This is a genomic window from Kitasatospora sp. NBC_01539, assembly GCF_045040525.1.
Classification (GTDB): Bacteria; Actinomycetota; Actinomycetes; order Streptomycetales; family Streptomycetaceae; genus Kitasatospora.
This window is the reverse complement of the sequence record NZ_CP109390.1, coordinates 3,836,094-3,855,029: the sequence shown is the minus strand read 5'-3', so window position 1 is coordinate 3,855,029 and position 18,936 is coordinate 3,836,094. Positions and strand designations below refer to the sequence as shown.

Sequence of the window (18,936 nt, the reverse complement as noted above, 5' to 3'; positions counted from 1 at the left end):
CCCGCCCTCCGTCGTACCGGGGCCGGGGTCAGCCGGTGTTGCGCAGGCCGGCGGCGATGCCGTTGACGGTCAGCAGCAGCGCGCGGGCCCGCAGCGGGTCCTCGCTGAGACCCTGGGCGGCCTCCTCGCGCTGACGGCGCAGCAGCGCCACCTGCAGGTAGGAGATCGGGTCGAGGTAGGCGTCGCGCACGGTGAACGTCTGCTTCAGCACCGGGTTGTGCTCCAGCAGCTCGCTCTCGCCGGTCAGCCGCAGCACCTCGCGCAGGGTGAGCTCGTGCTCGGCGGTGATCTGGTCGAAGACGTGCCGCAGCTCGCCGGGCACGAGCTGCTCGACGTAGTGGCGGGCGATCCGCAGGTCGGTCTTGGCCAGCGTCATGGCGACGTTGGACAGGAAGTTGCGGAAGAAGTGCCACTGGCCGTACATCTCGTCCAGCACGTCGCCCAGGCCGGCCTCGCGGGCGGCGGCGAGGCCGGAGCCGACGCCGTACCAGCCGGGGACGATCTGCCGGGACTGCGTCCAGCCGAACACCCACGGGATGGCGCGCAGGCCGTCCAGGCCCGCACCGGAGTCCGGGCGGCGCGACGGGCGGGAGCCCAGGTGCAGCGAGGCGAGCTGGTCGACCGGGGTGGCCGCGAAGAAGTACTTCGGCAGGTCCTCCTGCTCGACCAGCGCGCGGTACGAGGTGTGCGCGGCCTCGGAGACCTGGTCCATCGCGGCGTCCCAGCGGGCCAGCTCCTCGGGGGCCTGCCGCGGCGCGGTGTGCAGGGCCGACGCGGCGAGCGTGGCGGAGATGGTGAGTTCGAGGTTCTCGCGGGCCAGCGACGGCAGCAGGTACTTGTCGGAGATCACCTCGCCCTGCTCGGTCACCTTGATCTCGCCCTCCAGGGTGCCCCAGGGCTGCGCGAGGATCGCCTCGTGCGAGGGGCCGCCGCCGCGGCCGACGGTGCCGCCGCGGCCGTGGAAGAGCCGCAGCCGGATGCCGTACCGGTGCGCGACGTCGCGCAGGCGGCGCTGGGCGCGGTGGATCTCCCACTGCGAGGTGGTGATGCCGCCGAACTTCGAGGAGTCGGAGTAGCCGAGCATGACCTCCTGGACGTCGCCGCGCAGCGACACCAGCAGGCGGTAGGAGGGGTCGGACAGCATCTCGTCGAGGATGCGGTCCGCCTCCTGGAGCTCGTCCGTGGTCTCCAGCAGCGGCACGATGCCGATCTTGGCGATGCCGCCGTGCAGATCGATCAGGCCGGCCTCGCGGGCGAGCACGGCGGCGGCGAACACGTCGTCGGCGCCCTGGCACATCGAGATGATGTACGACTCGACGATCTCGTCGCCGAACCGCTCGAAGCCCTCGCGGATGGTGTGGAAGACGCCGAGCGTCTTCGCCCCGGCCGCGTCGAGCGGGGCCGGCACCGGCGCCAGCGGGCGGCGCGAGCGGAGCTCCTTGGCGAGCAGCCGCTGGCGGTACTCGCGCGGCATGTCCGCGTAGCGCCAGGCCTCCTCGCCGAGCCGGTCGAAGAGCTGGCCGAGCGCGTGGTGGTGGGCCTCGGCGTGCTCGCGGACGTCCATGGTGGCCAGCTGCAGGCCGAACGCCTCGATGGTGCGGATCGCGCGGGCCAGCCGGCCGTCGGCGATCAGCTGGCCGCGGTGGCTGCGCAGCGAGTCCTGGATCAGGCGCAGGTCGGCGACCAGCTCGCGGGTGCCGACGTAGTCGCGGCCGTCGACGTGCGCGGTGCCGGTGGAGAGCCGCTCGCGGGTGTTCTCCAGCTTGAGGCGGATGCAGGTGGCCTTGAGCCGGTACGGCTCCTCGGCGTTCATCCGCTTGTAGCGGGGGCTCAGCTCCGGGAGCGCCGCCAGGTCGTCGTCGAGCGAGGCGAGCAGCTCGTCGGACGCGCCCGCCAGCCGGACGGACGTGGAGAGCGCGTTGCGCAGGTCGTCGACGGTGGCGAGGGCGTCCTTGATGCCGTACTCGTGCTGCAGGTTGAGGACGTCCCAGGTGACCTGCGGGGTGACGTTCGGGTTGCCGTCGCGGTCGCCGCCGATCCAGTTGCCGAAGGTCAGCGGGCGCACGCCCTCGGGCAGCGAGAGGCCGACCCGGGCGAGCTCCTCGTGGAGCTCCTCCAGCACCTCCGGGACGGCCTCGCGGTAGAGCTCGTCCAGGTAGTAGACGGCGTTGCGGGCCTCGTCGGTGGGCTCGGGGCGGGCGATGCGCAGCTCGTCGGTCTGCCAGAGCAGGTCGATGACCTCGGCGAGACGGCGGTCGGCCTGGCGGCGCGCCGAGTTGTGGCGGCCGGGGTCGGCGGCGGCGAGCCCTGACGCGGCGTGCTCGCGGTGGATGCGCTCCAGCAGCTCGCCGACGCGGCGCAGCTTGTTGAGGACGCTGCGGCGGGCGGCCTCGGTGGGGTGCGCGGTGAAGACCGGGCGGACCGCCAGGTTGGCCAGGGTGTTCTGGAGGTGCTTCGGGTCGGCGTCCGCCAGCTGGTCGGCGGTCTGCGCGAGCAGCGAGCCCTCGCGGGCCCGGCGGGTCGCGAACTCCCGGCCGCGGTGCACCTGCTCGGTGACGTTGGCGAGGTGGAAGTAGGTGGAGAAGGCGCGGACGAGCTTGGCGGCGGTGGCCAGGTCGATGCCGCCGAGGAGCTCGGCGGTGGCCTCGCCGTCGGTGCGGCTGAGCAGCCTGACCTGCTCGACCAGACCGAGCAGCTCGGGGCCCTCCTGCCGGACCAGCGTCTCGCCGAGGAGATCGCCCAGGCGGCGGATGTCCGCACGCAGGGCGGCGTTGTCGGCCTCGGCGTCGGGGCCTGCGGTCGCGGACGGGTTGTCCGCCGAGGCGGGGACCGGAGCGGTCACAGCTTTCTCCCTGTGGTGGTGGGGTTCGGCAACGGCTCTCATCACCTTTGTCGTGGCGATGTGTGCGGACCGCGCTGTCCGCCGCACAGCGTGGGAAGTCTCCCCCGCTCCGCTCGGGAAACAGCATAGGTGGCACCCCGTGCCGCGTCCGAGAGGTGGCCGGATGCCGGACAGCGCCGTGGCGGGCCGCCCCGCAGGCCGGGGCGGGTCGGCGCGGTCCCGACAGGGCGGAGCGGGCCGGCGCGCGGCCCTGCCGCCGGGCCCGGCGGGCGTGGCCGGGCGGCTGCCCGGAAACTCGCCGGTACCGCCCGCCGGGCCGCCGTACGCTGTCCCCCATGAGCAAGTCGCCTGAGGGGGGCGGGCCGGGCGGCGCCGGCCCGTGGTGGTGGCGGCGCCGCCGCAGCGCGCTGCTGGACGTGGGCCTGGCCGCGCTCGCCGCTCTGGAGTGCGCCGTCGGCGCCTACACGATGGTGGAGGGCCGGCTGCACCTGGGCGGGCCGCTCGCCCTGGCCGCCTCGCTGCTCGGCGCGCTGGCCGGGGCGACGCTGGTGGTGCGGCGGCGCTGGCCGGCCGTGCCGGTGGTGGTCGCGCTGGTGTTCGTGCCGGGGCTGTTCGGCGTGGTGCTGCTCGTGGTGTCGCTCTACACGCTCGCCGCGACGTGGGAGTGGCCGTCGCGGCGGCGCCGGGTGGTCGCGCTGTCGGCGCTGGCACTGGCGGAGTCGTTCGGCATGGTGCTGGTGACCATGCTCGCGCCGTCCCCCGCGCCCTCCGAGGAGCTGCCGCCGACCTGGGTGTTCGTGGTGCTCGCCGCGCTGGTCGCGGTCGGCCTGACGGTGCCGCCCGTCGTCACCGGGCTGTACGTGGGTGCCCGGCGGCGTCTCGTCGATTCGCTGAAGGACCGCGCGCACGGCCTGGAGGCCGAACTCGGCCTCCTCGCCGAGCAGGCCAGCGAGCGGGCCCGGCGGGCCCGGTTGGAGGAACGCACCCGGATCGCCCGCGAGATGCACGACGTCGTCGCGCACCGGGTCAGCCTCATGGTGGTGCACGCCGGGGCGCTGGAGCGGGTCGTCGCGAAGGACCCGGAGAAGGCGCGGGCCAGCGCCCGCCTGATGGGCGAGGTCGGCCGGCAGGCGCTGGACGAGCTGCGCGAGATCCTCGGCGTGCTGCGGATGTCCGAACCGCCCGCCCAGGCCGACGCCGCGGGCCTCGCCGAGCTGGCGGGGCTCGTCGAGCAGTCCCGCGCCGCCGGCATGGCGGTGTCGCTGACGGTCAGCGGCGAGCGGCGCCGCTACCGGGAGGAGGCCGAGCAGACCGCGTACCGCGTCGTCCAGGAGGGCCTGACCAACGCCCACAAGCACGCGGGCGGGGCCCGGGTGTCGGTGCTGCTGGCGTTCGTGCCCAACGGCGTACGCCTCGCCGTCGTCAACACCTGCCCGGGGGAGGGCGAGCCGGTCGCCCTGCCCGGTGGCGGCAACGGGCTGGTCGGCATGCGCGAACGGGTCGTGGCGCTCGGCGGCAGCTTCGAGGCCGGGCCGGAGCCGGGCGGCGGCTTCCGCGTGGAGGCCGTCCTGCCCTCACGCCTCGCCGCGCCCGACCTTCCGCTCGGGTAGCAGCAGCGGGCCCGTCCGCGGCTGCACCAGGGGGGCGGTCAGCCGGCGGGTCGCGGGCAGCGCCAGCACCACCGCGAGCGTCAGCGCGCACGCGCCGAGCACCGGCAGCGCCGTGTACGCGTGCTGCAGCACCCGGAGGTGGTAGATCCCGGACGCCTGGACGGCCTTCAGCGGCAGCCCGTGCAGCAGGTAGACGTAGAGCGAGGCCGCGCCGAGCGCCGTCCACCGGGTGCGGCGGTCGGGCAGCAGCGCCGTGAAGGCGGCCGCCGCGGCCAGCGAGAGCAGGCCGAGCGCGGCCCGCACGGCCAGCCACACCGGGTACGGCACGTGCAGCTGCGCGGCACTGTCCGTGTACTCGACCCAGCCGGGGTTCAGCAGCTTCGGCGCCACCAGCCACAGGACCGCGAACACCGCCGCCAGCACCGCCGGCGCGCACCGCCGCGCCGCCGGGCGCCGCAGCACGCGGAGGTGGTGCGGACGCAGCACCAGCCCGAGCACGAACCACGGCAGGAACGCCAGCGTGCGGCTCAGCGCCAGCTCCGCGGGCAGCTCCTGCACGGCGCCCGACCCGGCCGCGACGAGCACGGCCACGGCCAGCGGGTGCCGCAGCGCCGTCCACACGGGCACGGTCAGCCGCCAGACGAACAGCGACAGCAGGAACCACGTCAGCCAGCGCGGCTCCAGCAGCGAGAACGCCGCCGCGCGCCGCTCCAGCACCATGCCGACCACGTTGTAGAGCACCTGGAAGACCACGTACGGCAGCGCGACCTGCGCCACCAGGCGGCGGCCGTCGACCACGGGCCGGCCCGGACGGGGCTGCGCGAACCAGCCGCACAGCGTCACGAACACCGGCATCGCGAACGCCGCGACGGTGAGCACCGCGGCGGCGATCGTGCGGTCCGCGCCGACCAGCGGCATCCAGGTGTGGGCGCAGACGACCAGGGCCACCGCGGCGAACTTGGCGTTGTCGAAGAGCGGGCGCCGCTCGCGGCCCTCCGGCACGGCGGTGGGGGCCCGCTCGTCGGCAGGGGCCTTCGCAGGGGCTCCGGCGGGGGCGGTCGCGGTGGGGGCGGCCCCGGCGGCCTGGGCCGCGGGGGCGGTCGGGGCGGCGCTCATCGCCATTCCTCCCTGCACTCTCCTCGGAACGTCCACACAGTGTGGCGGTGGACGCCCCGCGGCGGGAGGGGTTCGGCCGAACCCGCCCGAACCACGGGCACAACCGGCCCGCGAGCCCGGGCGGGGCCGGTCCGGCAGGCCGCCGGACCGGCCCGGACGGCCTCAGACGCCCGCGTGCAGCCGCTCCGGGGCGAGCCCCAGCACGAGCGTGGCCAGCGCCTGGTCGATGGTCGCGCCGAGGTACCACTCGCCGGTGTGGTCCAGGCTGAACACCCGCCCGGCCTCGTCGATGGCGAGCAGGGCCTGCCCGTACCGCTCCTCGCCGAGCGGCGCGACACGGGTGTCGAGCGCCCGGCCGAGGTCGGCCAGGGTGCGCGGCTGGTGCAGGCCGCAGCACGGGTCCAGCAGGAACGGCGTACGCGCCAGCGCCCGGCCCGCCCCCGTCAGGTCGAAGGCGAGGCCGCCGAACTCCGCCCACGCCTCGACGGCGGCCGGGAAGACGGTGTGCGCGGTGTCCGAGGGCCCGCCGTGCAGGGCGAGCGTGTCCGCCCAGGCCTCGGCCTGGCGGATCTCCCAGCGGCCGGGATGCCAGCCGGCCTGCTTGAGCGCGGCTGCCACGTCGGCGGGGAAACGCGGCTGTGTGCGGACGGCGGTCGGGTTCAGGGTCTGCTCCGTGGTCGGGGGACAAGGACGGCGGGCGGTCAGCGGGTGGTGGGCCCGACGGCGACGCTCGCGACGTTCAGGTGGTCCAGCAGGGGTGCGCAGGAGCGGCACGGCGGCGCGTGCGTGCCGTGCGCCGGGTCCCCCTCCTCGCGAATGCGGACGGTGGTCAGCCGGGCCCCCTTCAGGGCCTTCCGGGCCTCGTTCAGGCCGAGCGGCTTGCGGGCGGCCCGCTTGGAACGGGCCGCGTCCACCGTGGTGAGGAACTGCGACAGCAGTACGGCCTCCGGGCAGCGGCCCAGGAACCGCTCCCGGTGCTCGACCGGCAGGCCGACGAGGAAGTCGCCCACCAGCGGGTGCAGCAGCGGTGCCAGGTCGGCCTTGTCGCCGGCGAGCGTGTGCACCTCGCCGTTCTTCAGCGACAGCGCCGCGGCGACGGCGGGCAGCACGCTGTCGCGGAGATGCGCCAGGTGCGGTACCGCCCGGTCGGGCGCCGGACGGTCCGCTGGGCCGGTCTCCCGACCGGCCGACGGGCTCGCTGCCATACCACTCCTCCGGGTGCGAAGCCCCGCCGGTCTCCGGCCGACGGGCGGTGTGCTGACGGGCGGTGACATCCGGCCCGCTGACATTGTGGGGTTCAAGACTGTCAAACCCCTCGCAGCGCCACGGACCCGGGGTGTACGGAGCGTTGCGAAGCCCTCGCGGGCGCGCCGCGGGTTTGGGAATTCGGGCCCCCGGGGCGCACGGCGGCCGGTACCGTTCCGACAGCGGAGCCACCTGGGCACACCGCAGGTGCGCCGCCGGTCGAAGGGCCGGCCGGGGCGGCTGCGCCGGGGTGCCCGGTCGGACGCGGGGTGCCCGGAGCAGTGACGCTCCGGCACCGGACAAGGGGGGTCTTGTCGATGTCGACGCAACACGGGCCGACGCCCGAGGCGCACGAGGCGCCGGGCGAGCACGTCCCCACACCGGGTGCGGCCCACCCGACCGCCGTCCGCCGGATCGGCCTCGCCGTGGTCGGCGCCGGCTACTGGGGACCCAACCTCGTCCGCAACGCCCAGCAGACCCCAGCCCTGCGCCTGCACTGGCTGTGCGACCTCGACGAGGAGCGCTCCCGGCGGGTGCTCGGCGAGTACAGCACGGTGCGCTCCACCACCTCCTTCGACGAGGTGCTCGCCGACGACCGGGTCGAGGCCGTGGCGATCGCCACCCCCGCCGCCGCGCACTACCGGCTGGTCCGCGCCGCGCTGGAGGCCGGCAAGCACGTCCTGGTGGAGAAGCCGATCACCACCACCGCGGCCGACGCCGCCGACCTGTGCGACCTCGCCGACCGGCGCGGCCTCGTCCTCATGTGCGACCACACCTTCTGCTACACACCGGTCGTCCGCCGCATCCGCGAACTCGTGCACGGCGGCGAGATCGGCGACATCCAGTTCTTCGACTCGGTGCGCATCAACCTCGGACTCGTCCAGCCCGACGTCGACGTGCTGTGGGACCTCGCGCCGCACGACCTCTCCATCCTCGACTTCGTGCTGCCGCCCGGCGTCGAGCCCGTCGGCGTCTCCGCGCAGGGCGCCGACCCGATCGGCGCCGGACGCGCCTGCGTCGCCTATCTCACGGTCCGCCTCAGCAACGGCGCCCTCGCCCACTGCCACGTCAACTGGCTCTCGCCGACGAAGGTGCGCACCACCCTCATCGGCGGTTCGCGGCGCACCCTCGTCTGGGACGACCTCAACCCGCAGGCCCGGCTCACCGTGCACGACCGCGGCGTCGACCTCACCCCGCCCGACGAGCTCACCGACGCCATCCGCCACCGCGCCCTCATCTCCTACCGGGTCGGCGACATGGTCGCCCCCGCGCTCGTCGAGCAGGAGGCGCTGCGCAACGTGATGGCGGAGTTCGCCGCGGCCGTCACCGAGGGCCGCGCCCCGCTCACCGACGGCCGCTCCGGCCTGCGCGTGCTGCAACTGCTGCACGCGGCCTCCCGCAGCCTCGAACTCGGCGGCGCCACCGTGCCCGTCGGGACCGACGCCGATGTCCCGCTGATCACCGCTCAGGAGAGGGCCGCCGCCCGATGAACGCCGTCCCCGTCGAAGGATCCCGCTGCCTGGTCACCGGCGGCGCCGGCACCATCGGCTCCACCGTCGTCGACCAGCTGATCGAGGCCGGCGCCCGCGAGGTCGTCGTGCTCGACAACTTCGTCCGCGGGCGCGCCGCCAACCTCGCCCGCGCGCAGGAACTCGCCGCCCCAGGCCGGCTGCGCGTCGTCGACGGCGACATCCGCGACCGCGCCCTGCTGCGCGAACTCCTCGGCGACGACACCGACCTGCTCTTCCACCTCGCCGCGATCCGGATCACCCAGTGCGCCGCCGAACCGCGCCTCGCCCTGGAGATCATGGTCGACGGCACCTTCGACGTCGTCGAGGCCGCCGCCGAACGCGGCGTCCGCAAGCTGATCGCGTCGTCCACCGCCTCCGTGTACGGGCTCGCCGACACCTTCCCGACCCCGGAGACCCAGCACCCGTACAACAACGACACCTTCTACGGCGCCGCGAAGGCGTTCAACGAGGGCATGCTGCGCAGCTTCCACGCCATGACCGGCCTCGACTACGTCGCGCTGCGCTACTTCAACGTGTACGGGCCCCGGATGGACGTCCACGGCCGGTACACCGAGGTCTTCATCCGCTGGATGGAGCGGATCAACGCCGGACAGCCCCCGCTGATCTTCGGCGACGGCGCGCAGACCATGGACTTCGTCTACACCGAGGACATCGCCCGCGCCAACCTGCTGGCCGCCGCCGCCCCCGTCACCGACCGCGTCTACAACATCGCCTCCGCCACCGAGGTGTCGCTGCGCGGCCTCGCCGACGCCCTCCTCGCCGCGATGGACCGCACCGACCTCGACGTCGAGCACGGCGCCGCCCGTGACACCGCCGGCGGCGTCGTCCGGCGCCTCGCCGACATCTCCGCCGCCGAGCGCGACCTCGGCTGGAAGCCCGAACTCGGCCTGGAGGACGGGCTGCGCCGGCTCGTCACCTGGTGGCGCGAGCAGTGAAGCACTGAAGCAGCACCGCAGCACCGCAGCAGTGCCGTCCGAGCAGTGCGGCGGTGACCGTGTGAGCAGTCGCCCGCGCGAGCCGTGACCCGCGCGGACGGCCCGCCCCCGCCCGGGCGGCGGCCCCGCGCAGCAACCGACCCGCACCCGTACGGAGACCGCCTGTGTCCACCATCCCCGTGATGATCCCCTGGCTCGGCGAGGAGGAGGCCGAGGCCGCCGCCGAGGCCGTCCGCTCCGGCTGGGTCGCCCAGGGGCCGCGCGTGGCCGCCTTCGAGCAGGCCTTCGCCGACCACCTCGGCGTGCCGCACGCCGTCGCCGTCTCCTCCTGCACCACCGCCCTGCACCTGGCGATGATCGGGGCCGGCGTCGGGCCCGGCGACGAGGTCGTCGTGCCCTCGCTCTCCTTCATCGCCACCGCCAACGCCGTCACGTACGTCGGCGCCACCCCGGTCTTCGCGGACGTCGACGCGGCCACCGGCAACCTCACCGCCGACACCGTCGCCGAGGTCATCACCGGCCGGACGAAGGCCGTGATCGCCGTCGACCAGGGCGGCGTGCCCGTCGACCTCGACGCGATCCGGGCCGTCGCCGAACCGCACGGCGCGACCGTCGTCGAGGACGCGGCCTGCGCCGCCGGCTCCACCCACCGGGGCCGCCCCGCCGGGGCCGCCGCCGAGATCGCCGCCTACTCCTTCCACCCGCGCAAGCTCCTCACCACCGGCGAGGGCGGCATGGTCACCTGCCACGACGCGGCCCTCGCCGCCCGGCTGCGGCGGCTGCGCGAGCACGGCATGAGCGTCTCCGCCGCCGACCGGCACACCGCCGCGGGCGGGGCGAGCGTCGTCGAGACGTACGACGAGATCGGCTTCAACCACCGGATGACCGACATCCAGGCCGCCGTCGGGCTCGTGCAGCTCGGCAAGCTGCCCGCGATGGTCGCCCGCCGCCGCGCCCTCGCCGCCCGCTACCGCGACCTGCTCGGCCCGCTCGCCGCCGGGATGGTCGCCGACCCGGCGCACGGCACCGGCAACTTCCAGGCCTGCTGGCTGCTGCTGCCCGACGGCGCCCCCGACCGCACCGAGGTGCTGGCCCGGCTGGCCGCCTCCGGCGTCTCCGCCCGGCGCGGCATCATGGCCGCCCACCTGGAGACCCCGTACAAGGGCAGCGCCCGGGTGCCGCTGCCCGCCACCGAGCTGATCACCCGCCGCTCGCTGATCCTGCCGCTCTTCCACACGCTCACCGAGCAGCAGCAGGACACCGTCGTCGCCGCGGTGCGGGCGGCCGTCGGGTGACGTCGATCAGGCACCTCGGGCACGCCGGCTTCACGGTCGAGCACGCCGGCCTGCGCCTCCTGATCGACCCCTGGTTCCACCCGGCGTTCCTGGACGCCTGGTTCCCCTACCCGGACAACGCCGACCTGCTGCCGGAGGTCGTCGCCGGCCGCTGGGACTACCTGTACGTCTCGCACACCCACGAGGACCACTTCGACGAGCGGCTGCTGGCCCGGCTCTCCCGCGACACCACCGTGCTGGTGCCGCGGTTCCGCTCGGGCGCCCTGGCCCGCCGTCTCACCGCGCTCGGCTTCACCCGCCAGGTGCGGCTCGGCCACCGGCAGACCCACCCGCTCGGCCCCGGCACGACCGCCACCATGCTGCTCGACACCAGCCACAAGGAGGACAGCGGCCTCCTGCTCGACCTCGGGGGCTTCCGCTTCCTCGACCTCAACGACTGCAGCCCGCCGCTCTCCGACCTGCCGGCCGGCGTCGACCTGCTGGCCGCCCAGTACTCCGGCGCCATGTGGTACCCGAACGCCTACGACTACCCGCCCGAGGTGATGGCGGAGAAGACCGCCGCCGTCCGGGCCGACCTGATGGACAGCCTCGCCCGCAAGGTGCACCTCACCGGCGCCCGCACCTACCTGCCGTCCGCCGGGCCGGCCTGCTTCCTCGACCCGGAGCTCGACCGCTTCAACGACCGGCAGCGGACGATCTTCCCGCACTGGGAGGACGTCGCCGCGGACTTCGCCGTCGCCTGCCCCGGCACCGCCGTCGTCCGCACCGCGCCCGGCGACACCGTCCACGCCCTGCCCCGGTCCGACGGCCGGGAGGTGCCCCCGGCCCCGCCCGGGCGCTGGCTCACCGACCCGGCCGGCTACCTCGCCGACTACCGGGAACGCCGCCGCGACGCGTGGCAGGCCTTCCACCGCGACGAGCCCGCACCGCCCACCGCCGACGAGGTGCACGCGCACTTCGACCGCCTCCAGCGCCTCAACCGGCCGCTCCTCGCCGGCTACCGCACCGGACTGGCCCTGGAGGCCGGCGGCGCCGCCTGGCGGACGGCCCTCGGCGACCTCGCCGCGCAGGTCGAGCTGGAGGACGACCCCGTCGACCCCGCGTACACGCTGCGGGTGCCGCCGCGCGTCCTGCGGGCCGTCCTCGACGGCCGGGCCGGCTGGGAGGAGGCGCTGCTGTCGATGCGGATCGGCCTGCACCGCGACCCGGACGTCTTCGACCTGACCCTCCTCTCGCTGCTCCGCTACGGCCACCAGCCCGCGCAGACCCGCCGACTGGTCCGGGAACGGGCCGGCACCGGCGAGACCGTCGAACGCGACGGCCTGCGGCTGCAGCGCTGGTGCCCGCACGCCGGCGAGGACCTCGCGCACGCGCTGATCGCCGACGGCGTCGTCGAGTGCCCCCGGCACCACTGGCGCTGGTCCGCCGAGACCGGTGCCTGCGTGTCCGGCGGCAGCCTGCCGCTGCGCGTCGAAGCCCTGCCGGCCGGGCCCGCCCCGGCCGGATCCGTACCGAACCCGTCCACCGAGCTTGAGGGGCGCCTCCCATGACCGACATCCCGCTCGTCGACCTGCACGCCGCCCACGCCGAGGTCGCCGAGGAGGTGCGCGAGGGCTTCGACCGGGTGCTGACGAGCGGCGCGTACGTCAAGGGCCCGGACGTCGCCGCGTTCGAGGCGGAGTACGCCGCGTTCTCCGGCGTGCGGCACACCGTCGGCACCGCCAACGGCACCGACGCCCTCGAACTCGCCCTGCGCGCCCTCGGCCTGCCGCCCGGCGCCGGTGCCGTGCTGCCCGCGAACACCTTCGTCGCCACCGCCGAGGCCGTGGTGCGGGCCGGCCTGCGGCCCGTCCTCGTCGACGCCGACCCCGAGCACCTGCTGATCGACCCGGCCGCGGTGGAGGCCGTCCTGCCGGACGCCGCCGTGCTGCTGCCCGTGCACCTCAACGGCCAGCTCGCCCCCATGGCGCCGCTGCTGGAGATCGCCGGTGACCGGCCGGTCGTCGAGGACGCCGCACAGTCGCAGGGCGCCCGGCAGGACGGCCGCGCCTCCGGCCTGTGGGGCCGGATCGCCGCCACCAGCTTCTACCCCGGCAAGAACCTCGGGGCGTACGGCGACGCCGGCGCCGTCACCACCGACGACGACGGCCTGGCCGCCGCCGTCCGGCTGATCGGCGACCACGGCTCGGGCCGCAAGTACGTCCACGAGCGCTTCGGCTTCAACTCCCGCATGGACACCCTGCAGGGCGTCGTGCTGCGGGCCAAGCTGCGCCGGCTGCCCGCCTGGAACGAGGCCCGCCGCGCCGCCGCCGCCCGCTACGACGCGCTGCTCGCCGGCGTGGACGGCGTCACCCCGCCCCGCACGCTGCCCGGCAACGTGCACGTCTGGCACCTGTACGCGGTGCGGGTGGGCCGCGGCCGCGACGCCGTCCTCGCGGAGCTGCAGGCCGCGGGGATCGGCGCGGGCGTGCACTACCCGGTGCCCGTGCACCTGCAGCCCGCGTTCCGCCATCTCGGCCACGGCCCGGGCGCCTTCCCGGTGACCGAGCGGGCGGCCGCGGAGGTCCTCACCCTCCCGCTGTTCCCGCAGATCACCGAGGACCAGCAGACCCGGGTCGTCGAGGTGCTCGCGAAGGCGGTCGCCGCGCACCGCTGAGCCCCCGGCGGCGCCGGGCCGGTGCCGCGGTCGGCCCCGGCGCCGGGCGGCCCGCGGTGCCATGCTGGAACAGGGGCACGGAGGTCGCCATGGGGTTCTACAGCGCACAGGTCCTGCCGCGGGTCGTCGATGTCGCCTGCGGGGCGGGCGAGTCCGGGCCGATCCGCCGCCGGGTCTGCGGCCCGCTCGTGGGCGACGTCGTCGAACTCGGCTTCGGCTCCGGCCACAACGTGCCGTTCTACCCGCCCGCGGTGACCGCCGTCGCCGCGGTCGAACCGTCCGGCCTCGCCTGGCGCCTGGCGGAGGGGCGGCTCGCGGAGTGCCGCGTCCCGGTGCGGCGGGCCGCCCTCGACGGACAGGTGCTGCCGTTCGCGGACGCCTCCTTCGACTCGGCCCTCTCCACCTGGACGCTGTGCACGGTCCCCGACCCGGGCGCGGCCCTGCGGGAGCTGCGGCGGGTGCTCCGGCCGGGCGGCTTCCTGCGGTTCGTGGAGCACGGCCTCGCCCCGGCGGACGACCCCGCCGTCCGCCGGTGGCAGTACCGCCTCGACCCGCTGCAGGAGCGGCTCCTCGGCGGCTGCCACCTCACCCGGCCGATCGTGGAGCTGCTGGAGTCCGGCGGTTTCACCGTCACCGGGGCCGACGTGTTCTACGAGAAGGGTGCCCCGAGGTTCCTCGCCGCCGACTCGCTCGGCACCGCCGTCCCCCGGCCCGGCTGACGGCTCCGGCGGCCCCCGGGGCCGCCTGCCGCGAGCCCGCGGGCCGTCCGTCCGGAGCCCGGAGGTCGCCCCTCGCTCGGGGGGCCGGTGCTTCCCCTACGCTGGTCCCCAGCAATCGCCTCTGGACGATGTTCCAGCAGCCTGTGGGGGAGCCCTGATGACGACAGGTCGGCCCGGCACCGCCGCCGTGCCCAACTCGGCGTACGCGGGCCAGGTGGTGCACTTCCCGGACCCGGTCCGGGCCGAGCGGCACCCCGCCGGCGTCCGCGTGGACGAGTACGGCTTCCCGGACTTCGGCGCGTACGCGGCCGCGGCCGCCGAGGTCGCCGACCCGCCCGAGGGCTTCGGCGTCGACGAACTCCGCCTCACCGACTACGTCTCGGCGAACGCCGCGCTGTTCACCCAGGGCCACGGGCTCTGGGCCGACCTGGCCACCGCCGTCGCCACCCCGCCCGGCTGGACGTGGCACCACGCGGTCGGCGGCGCCGCCCCCGGCTGGCGCCGCATGGAGCTGGTGCCCGTCGAGGTGAAGGCGCTGCTGCGGCACCACGGCGGCCTCGCCCGCTCCTCCGCCGACCACGGCCGCCGCGGCACCCGCCCGCTGCAGGAGCACCGCCCGGTGCACTTCCCGCTGGCGCTGGACGGCAGCGACCCGATCGCGGTCACCGAGGACCTCGTGCAGCGCGCCGAGCAGCGCCTCGGCCACCCGCTGCCGGGCGCCTACCGCAGCTTCCTCAAGCTCGCGGGCGGCCGCGGCCCGGCGGGTGTCGCCCTCGACACCGAGTACGGCGTGCTGCTCGACCAGCCGTTCCTGACGCTGAGCGAGGAGTACGGCGTGCACGACCTCGTGTACGCCAACAAGTGCCTGCGCGACCACCTCACCAAGGACTACCTGGGCATCGCGTACGTCCAGGGCGGCCTGCTCGTCCTGAAGGTGCGCGGCGACCGGACGGGCTCGGTGTGGTTCTGCCCGTACGACGACGCCCGCGACGGCAACGGCGCCGAGCCGCCGGAGGAACGGGTGGAGCGGCTGCTCCTGCCCTGCGGGGAGAGCTTCGACGCGTTCCTGCTCCGGCTGGCGGGCAGTCCGCCCGAGCTGGAGACGGTCGCGGAGCTGATGGTGGACGGCGGGTTCGCCCGGGCCGTCCCGGTGAACTGAGCAACGGAGGGGTGAACCGGGCGTGGTGACGTACGCGCAGGCGCAGGAGACCGCCGAGGACTGGATCAACGCCGGCGTGCCGCGTGCGAAGCAGCGCGAGGTGCGGGTGCGGGAGTTCGACCTCGGCTACGTCTGCTGGGCCGTGGAGAGGGCCGGGGACGACGCGTCCGAGGCGAGCGAGGTGCGGCTGGTGATCGCCCGCGACAGCGGGGCGAGCACCCTCTGGCCGCCGATGCCGGTCAACGAGGTGGTCCGGCAGTTCGAGGAGACGTACGGCGGACGCACCGAGCCCAACCCGGCCGGCGCGGCCCGGCCGGTGCCCGGCGCGGTCGAGGCCACGTCGTTCCTCCTCAGCCCGCCGCAGTGGCTGCAGGAGGCGGGCGCGGCCGCGATCGCCGCCGAGGCCGCCCGGCTGGGCGCACCCCCGCCCCCGCCGGTGCCCTCGCCCGCACCGGCCCCGCCGCCCACGGCCCTGCCCGGACCGGCCCTGCAGACCATGCCGCCGGTCTCCGACCGGCCGGCCGGTGACGCCCCGACCATGCTGGCGCCGCCGCCCGGCGGCTTCGCCGGCGGCCCGCCCGCCGTCCCGTCCGGACCCGGCCCGGAGGGGCTCACGGTGCCGATGCCTGCCACCGCCCGCCCGGCCGCCGCACCGCAGGCCCCGATGCCCGAGGGCGCCACCATGCCGCTGCCCGAGGGCTTCCTCGACGAGCACGCGGCCGGCCCGCCCCCGGCCGTGCCCCCCGGCCCGCCCGCCGTGCCGCCGCCGGCGCTCGACCACGCGCCGACCGTGCTGGCCGCCCCCCACAGCCTGCCCCCGCGGCCCGGCGCCCCGGTGCCCGCCGGCCCGGCGCTCGACCACGCGCCGACCATGCTCGCCACCGACGGCCCGCCCGGGCTGCTCGGCCTGCCCGGGGCACCCGGCCCGGCCGGGCCCGGCGTGCAGCTCGGCCGCTCCGGCCCGTCCGCTCCGCCGCCGCCCCCGCCGGGCGAGCTCCGCGGCGGCACGTCCGGCCCCGGTGGGGGCCCCGGCGGCCGGGCCGCGCCCTCCACGCCGCCCCCGCCGCCGCCCGCCGAGCTCCGCGGCGGCGCCGCGGGTCCGGCCGCCGGGCAGCCGGTCGGCCGCACCGGTCCCGGCGCCCCGCCCCCGCCCGCCCCGGTCGGCCTGCAGGGCGGCCCCGCGTCTCCGCCGCCGGCCTCGCCCGACGCGGCCGGGGTCGCGTACGCGGCCACCCAGCTCGCGCACGCCGTCGACCTGCCCGGCGGTCCCGGCGGTCCCGGCCTGCCCCCGCCGCCCGTCGGCACGGCCCCGGTGCCCGGCCCGCCGCCGCCCGGCTACGGCTACCCCGGCGCCGGGCCGGTCGGCGCCCCGCCCGCGATGCCCGCGCCCGTCCCGCAGCCGGGCCCCGGCCCGGTGCCGCCGCCGCCCGCCGGCGTGCCCACGATCGGCCCGGGCACCCAGGCCGTCATCAGCTACCGCCGTCCCGACGGCTCCGAACAGTCGCTCGTCATGCGCTCCGAGCCCGGCACCCCGCACCCGGAGTGGAAGGCCCTGCAGGAGATGCGCCGCCTCGGCGTGCCGCCGGACCAGGTGCTGGAGTTCCACACCGAGCTGGAGCTGTGCGACCTGCCCGGCGGCTACTGCGCCCGCATGGTCAAGGCCTCCTGGCCGAACGTGCGGATCACCCACACCGCGCCGTACGGCCGTGACCGGCAGGCCCGCCAGGCCGGCATGGCGGTGCTGCTCGACCACCTCGACCAGATGAGCCAGCTCGCCGCCGCCCCGCTGCGGCCCCGGCCGGTGCAGGCCCCGCTGCCGCCGCCGGGCTCCGTCCAGCAGCTGCCGCCGCTGGCCCCGCAGCAGCTGGCGGCCGAGCTCGGACAGGCGTTCGGGCCCGCGGTCTTCCGGTTCGAGCAGCGCGCGGTCTCCCGGCAGGGCGTGCCGGAGGCGGTCGCGCAGACGCTCGTGTGGGCCGGCCTGCCCGGCGAGTTCGCACCGTTCTTCTGGGCGCAGGCGCAGCCCGGCCGTCCGATCCCGACGCTCGCCGAGCTCGCCGCCGAGCGCGGCCGCCCGGCCGGGCCGGACTTCGGCGGCTACCTCGTGCTCGGCAACGACTACGGACGGCAGCTGTGCGTGCAGTACGGCACCGCCGCCGTCGTCGCCGTCGACCTGGAGGGAACCGGCGAACCGCCGCGGTTCGTCAACACCGGCGTGCCGGAGTTCGTCCGCAGCCTGGCCGTCCTCGGCCGGATGTGGCGGCTGCGGTACGGCCTGACCCCCGAGCAGGCCGGCCGCTGGACGACCGACCTGCAGGCCCAGCTGCTCGCGGTCGACCCGGCCGCGCTGCACACCCCCGAAGGCTGGTGGGCGGTGCTGCTGGAGCAGCTCTGGGACGGCCTGATGTAGCGGCCGGGGGCGGGCCGTGACGGCCCGCCCCCGGTTCGCCTGATTGGGCTTTCGACCGTATCTGCGCAAAATAGGTCAAGCGGCCGCCTTTCGGTGGGTCCGCGAACCACTCACTCCGGACCACGAGGGGAAGAACCGATGAGCGACGCCGTCTCCCAGCACGGCTTCACGGTTGCCCGGCGCGGCTACGCGCCCGAGCAGGTCGATGCGACCCTCCGGGCGCTGACCGCCGACCGAGACGAGGCGTGGGAGCGGCTCAGCGTGCTCGGGTCGGGTCTGCGGGAGATGGAGAAGCGGCTCGGCGAGATCGTCCAGGCCCGTGAGGACGCCCCCGAGCCCGACTACGGCCGGCTCAGCGAGCAGGCCGCCACCCTCATGGCCATCGCCGACAACGAGGCCGAGGCCGTCCGCTCCAAGGCCCTGCGCGCCGCCGGGACCATCCGCGAGGACGCCCAGAAGACCGGGCAGTCCGCCGCCCGTGCCGCCGAGGCGCACGCCGCCACCGCCCGCGGCGAGGCCGAGCAGGCCGTCCGCGAGACCGAGGCGACCACCCGTGCCGAGGCCGAACGGATCCGCATCGAGGCCGAGTACGACGCCAACACCACCCGTGACGCCGCCACCGCCGACGCCGCCCGCGTGCGCCTCTCCGCCGCCGAGGCCGAGGAACGCGCCGAGGCGAAGCTCGCCGAACTGCGCCGCCGCTCCGACGAGATGTTCGCCCAGGCGCAGGCCGACGCCGACGCGCAGGAGGAGGAGACCCTCGCCGGCGCCAACCGCCGGCTGCGCGAGGCCGAGCAGCACCGCGAGGCCGTCCTCGCGGAGATCCGCACCATCGAGGGCGACGCCCAGACGAAGGCCGAGGGCCTCCTCTCCGCCGCCCGCGTCAAGGCGGAGCGCCTCCGCGTCGCGGGGGAGACCGACCAGCGCGACTTCGCCGTCCGGCACCAGGAGATGCAGGAGCAGCTCGACAGCATCAAGAAGACCCTCGCCGAGCTCACCGGCGCGGCGGTCGGCGCGATCGAGCCGGGCCGCCGCCCGGCCGCGCTGGAGGCGGCGCCCCGCGAGGCCGACGCACCGGACCTGACCCTCGACCTGTTCCTGAAGCCGGAGCCCGTCGCCGACGCGGCCCCCGCCGCACCCGCCGCGCCTCCGGTACCCGCGACACCCGCCGCGCCCCCGGCCCCGCCCGCGCCGCCCGCCGCACCGCCTGCCGCCGGCGCTCCCGCGGAGCCCACGGCGCAGGACGAGCCGAAGATCGTCCCCAAGATCGTCATCGTGGACGACGGCATCGACCACGACACCCGCCGCAGCAACGTCACCCGCCGCGGCTGATCCCGCGGCTGATCCCGCGGCCGGGAACGGCGGTGCCGGCCCGCCGGGGCCGCCGTTCCCGAGGTGCCGGGTCCGGTGGCGTGCGCGG

General features: G+C 76.1%; 14 protein-coding genes. 10 read left to right on the top strand and 4 right to left on the bottom strand.

What is annotated here, in order from left to right:
• Window positions 1-28: 28 nt before the first annotated feature.
• Entirely contained in the window at window positions 29-2,842 is a 2,814-nt protein-coding gene (gene ppc / locus OG335_RS16390) for a phosphoenolpyruvate carboxylase (protein ID WP_405011862.1), read from the bottom strand.
• A gap of 335 nt (window positions 2,843-3,177) precedes the next feature.
• Here ppc and OG335_RS16385 point away from each other — a divergent pair, with 335 nt between their 5' ends.
• The gene (locus OG335_RS16385) at window positions 3,178-4,452 is read left to right on the top strand and encodes a sensor histidine kinase (RefSeq protein WP_405011861.1); all 1,275 of its coding nucleotides are present in this window, start codon (window positions 3,178-3,180) and stop codon (window positions 4,450-4,452) included.
• Here OG335_RS16385 and OG335_RS16380 read toward each other — a convergent pair.
• The 3 genes from OG335_RS16380 to OG335_RS16370 all read right to left on the bottom strand — a co-directional run bounded on the left by OG335_RS16380 (window position 4,417) and on the right by OG335_RS16370 (window position 6,773).
• Window positions 4,417-5,568 (bottom strand): acyltransferase family protein, encoded by a 1,152-nt coding sequence (locus OG335_RS16380; RefSeq protein WP_405011860.1) that lies wholly within the window; start codon window positions 5,566-5,568, stop codon window positions 4,417-4,419. The genes OG335_RS16385 and OG335_RS16380 overlap by 36 nt on opposite strands.
• Window positions 5,569-5,730: 162 nt before the next feature.
• Complete coding sequence (locus OG335_RS16375; RefSeq protein ID WP_405011859.1) at window positions 5,731-6,186, bottom strand: SUKH-3 domain-containing protein; 456 nt, start codon at window positions 6,184-6,186, stop codon at window positions 5,731-5,733.
• 83 nt (window positions 6,187-6,269) lie between these two features.
• Window positions 6,270-6,773 (bottom strand): YwqJ-related putative deaminase, encoded by a 504-nt coding sequence (locus OG335_RS16370; RefSeq protein ID WP_405011858.1) that lies wholly within the window; start codon window positions 6,771-6,773, stop codon window positions 6,270-6,272.
• Window positions 6,774-7,130: 357 nt separating this feature from the next.
• On the opposite strand from OG335_RS16370, the gene OG335_RS16365 reads away from it, so the two are divergent.
• From OG335_RS16365 to OG335_RS16325, 9 genes are all read left to right on the top strand, one after another.
• Entirely contained in the window at window positions 7,131-8,303 is a 1,173-nt protein-coding gene (locus OG335_RS16365; RefSeq protein WP_405011857.1) for a Gfo/Idh/MocA family protein, read from the top strand.
• Window positions 8,300-9,280 carry an NAD-dependent epimerase/dehydratase family protein gene (locus OG335_RS16360; protein WP_405011856.1) on the top strand — a complete coding sequence of 327 codons (981 nt, stop codon included), beginning with the start codon at window positions 8,300-8,302 and terminating at the stop codon, window positions 9,278-9,280. The genes OG335_RS16365 and OG335_RS16360 overlap by 4 nt, the downstream gene beginning before the upstream one ends.
• 164 nt (window positions 9,281-9,444) lie before the next feature.
• A complete protein-coding gene (locus tag OG335_RS16355; RefSeq protein ID WP_405011855.1) occupies window positions 9,445-10,575 on the top strand; it encodes a DegT/DnrJ/EryC1/StrS family aminotransferase in 1,131 nt (376 codons plus the stop codon).
• Complete coding sequence (locus OG335_RS16350; protein WP_405011854.1) at window positions 10,572-12,125, top strand: MBL fold metallo-hydrolase; 1,554 nt, start codon at window positions 10,572-10,574, stop codon at window positions 12,123-12,125. The genes OG335_RS16355 and OG335_RS16350 overlap by 4 nt, the downstream gene beginning before the upstream one ends.
• Window positions 12,122-13,231, top strand: coding sequence for a DegT/DnrJ/EryC1/StrS family aminotransferase (locus OG335_RS16345; protein WP_405011853.1), 1,110 nt, complete (start codon window positions 12,122-12,124; stop codon window positions 13,229-13,231). The genes OG335_RS16350 and OG335_RS16345 overlap by 4 nt, the downstream gene beginning before the upstream one ends.
• 89 nt (window positions 13,232-13,320) lie before the next feature.
• Window positions 13,321-13,950, top strand: coding sequence for a class I SAM-dependent methyltransferase (locus OG335_RS16340; protein ID WP_405011852.1), 630 nt, complete (start codon window positions 13,321-13,323; stop codon window positions 13,948-13,950).
• 157 nt (window positions 13,951-14,107) lie between these two features.
• Window positions 14,108-15,109 carry an SMI1/KNR4 family protein gene (locus tag OG335_RS16335; RefSeq protein WP_405011851.1) on the top strand — a complete coding sequence of 334 codons (1,002 nt, stop codon included), beginning with the start codon at window positions 14,108-14,110 and terminating at the stop codon, window positions 15,107-15,109.
• Window positions 15,110-15,131: 22 nt separating this feature from the next.
• Window positions 15,132-17,516: an SUKH-4 family immunity protein gene (locus OG335_RS16330; RefSeq protein ID WP_405011850.1), complete on the top strand. Its 2,385-nt coding sequence runs from the start codon at window positions 15,132-15,134 to the stop codon at window positions 17,514-17,516.
• Window positions 17,517-17,654: 138 nt separating this feature from the next.
• On the top strand, window positions 17,655-18,848 hold the full coding sequence (locus OG335_RS16325; protein WP_405011849.1) for a hypothetical protein: 1,194 nt from the start codon (window positions 17,655-17,657) through the stop codon (window positions 18,846-18,848).
• Window positions 18,849-18,936: the final 88 nt, after the last annotated feature.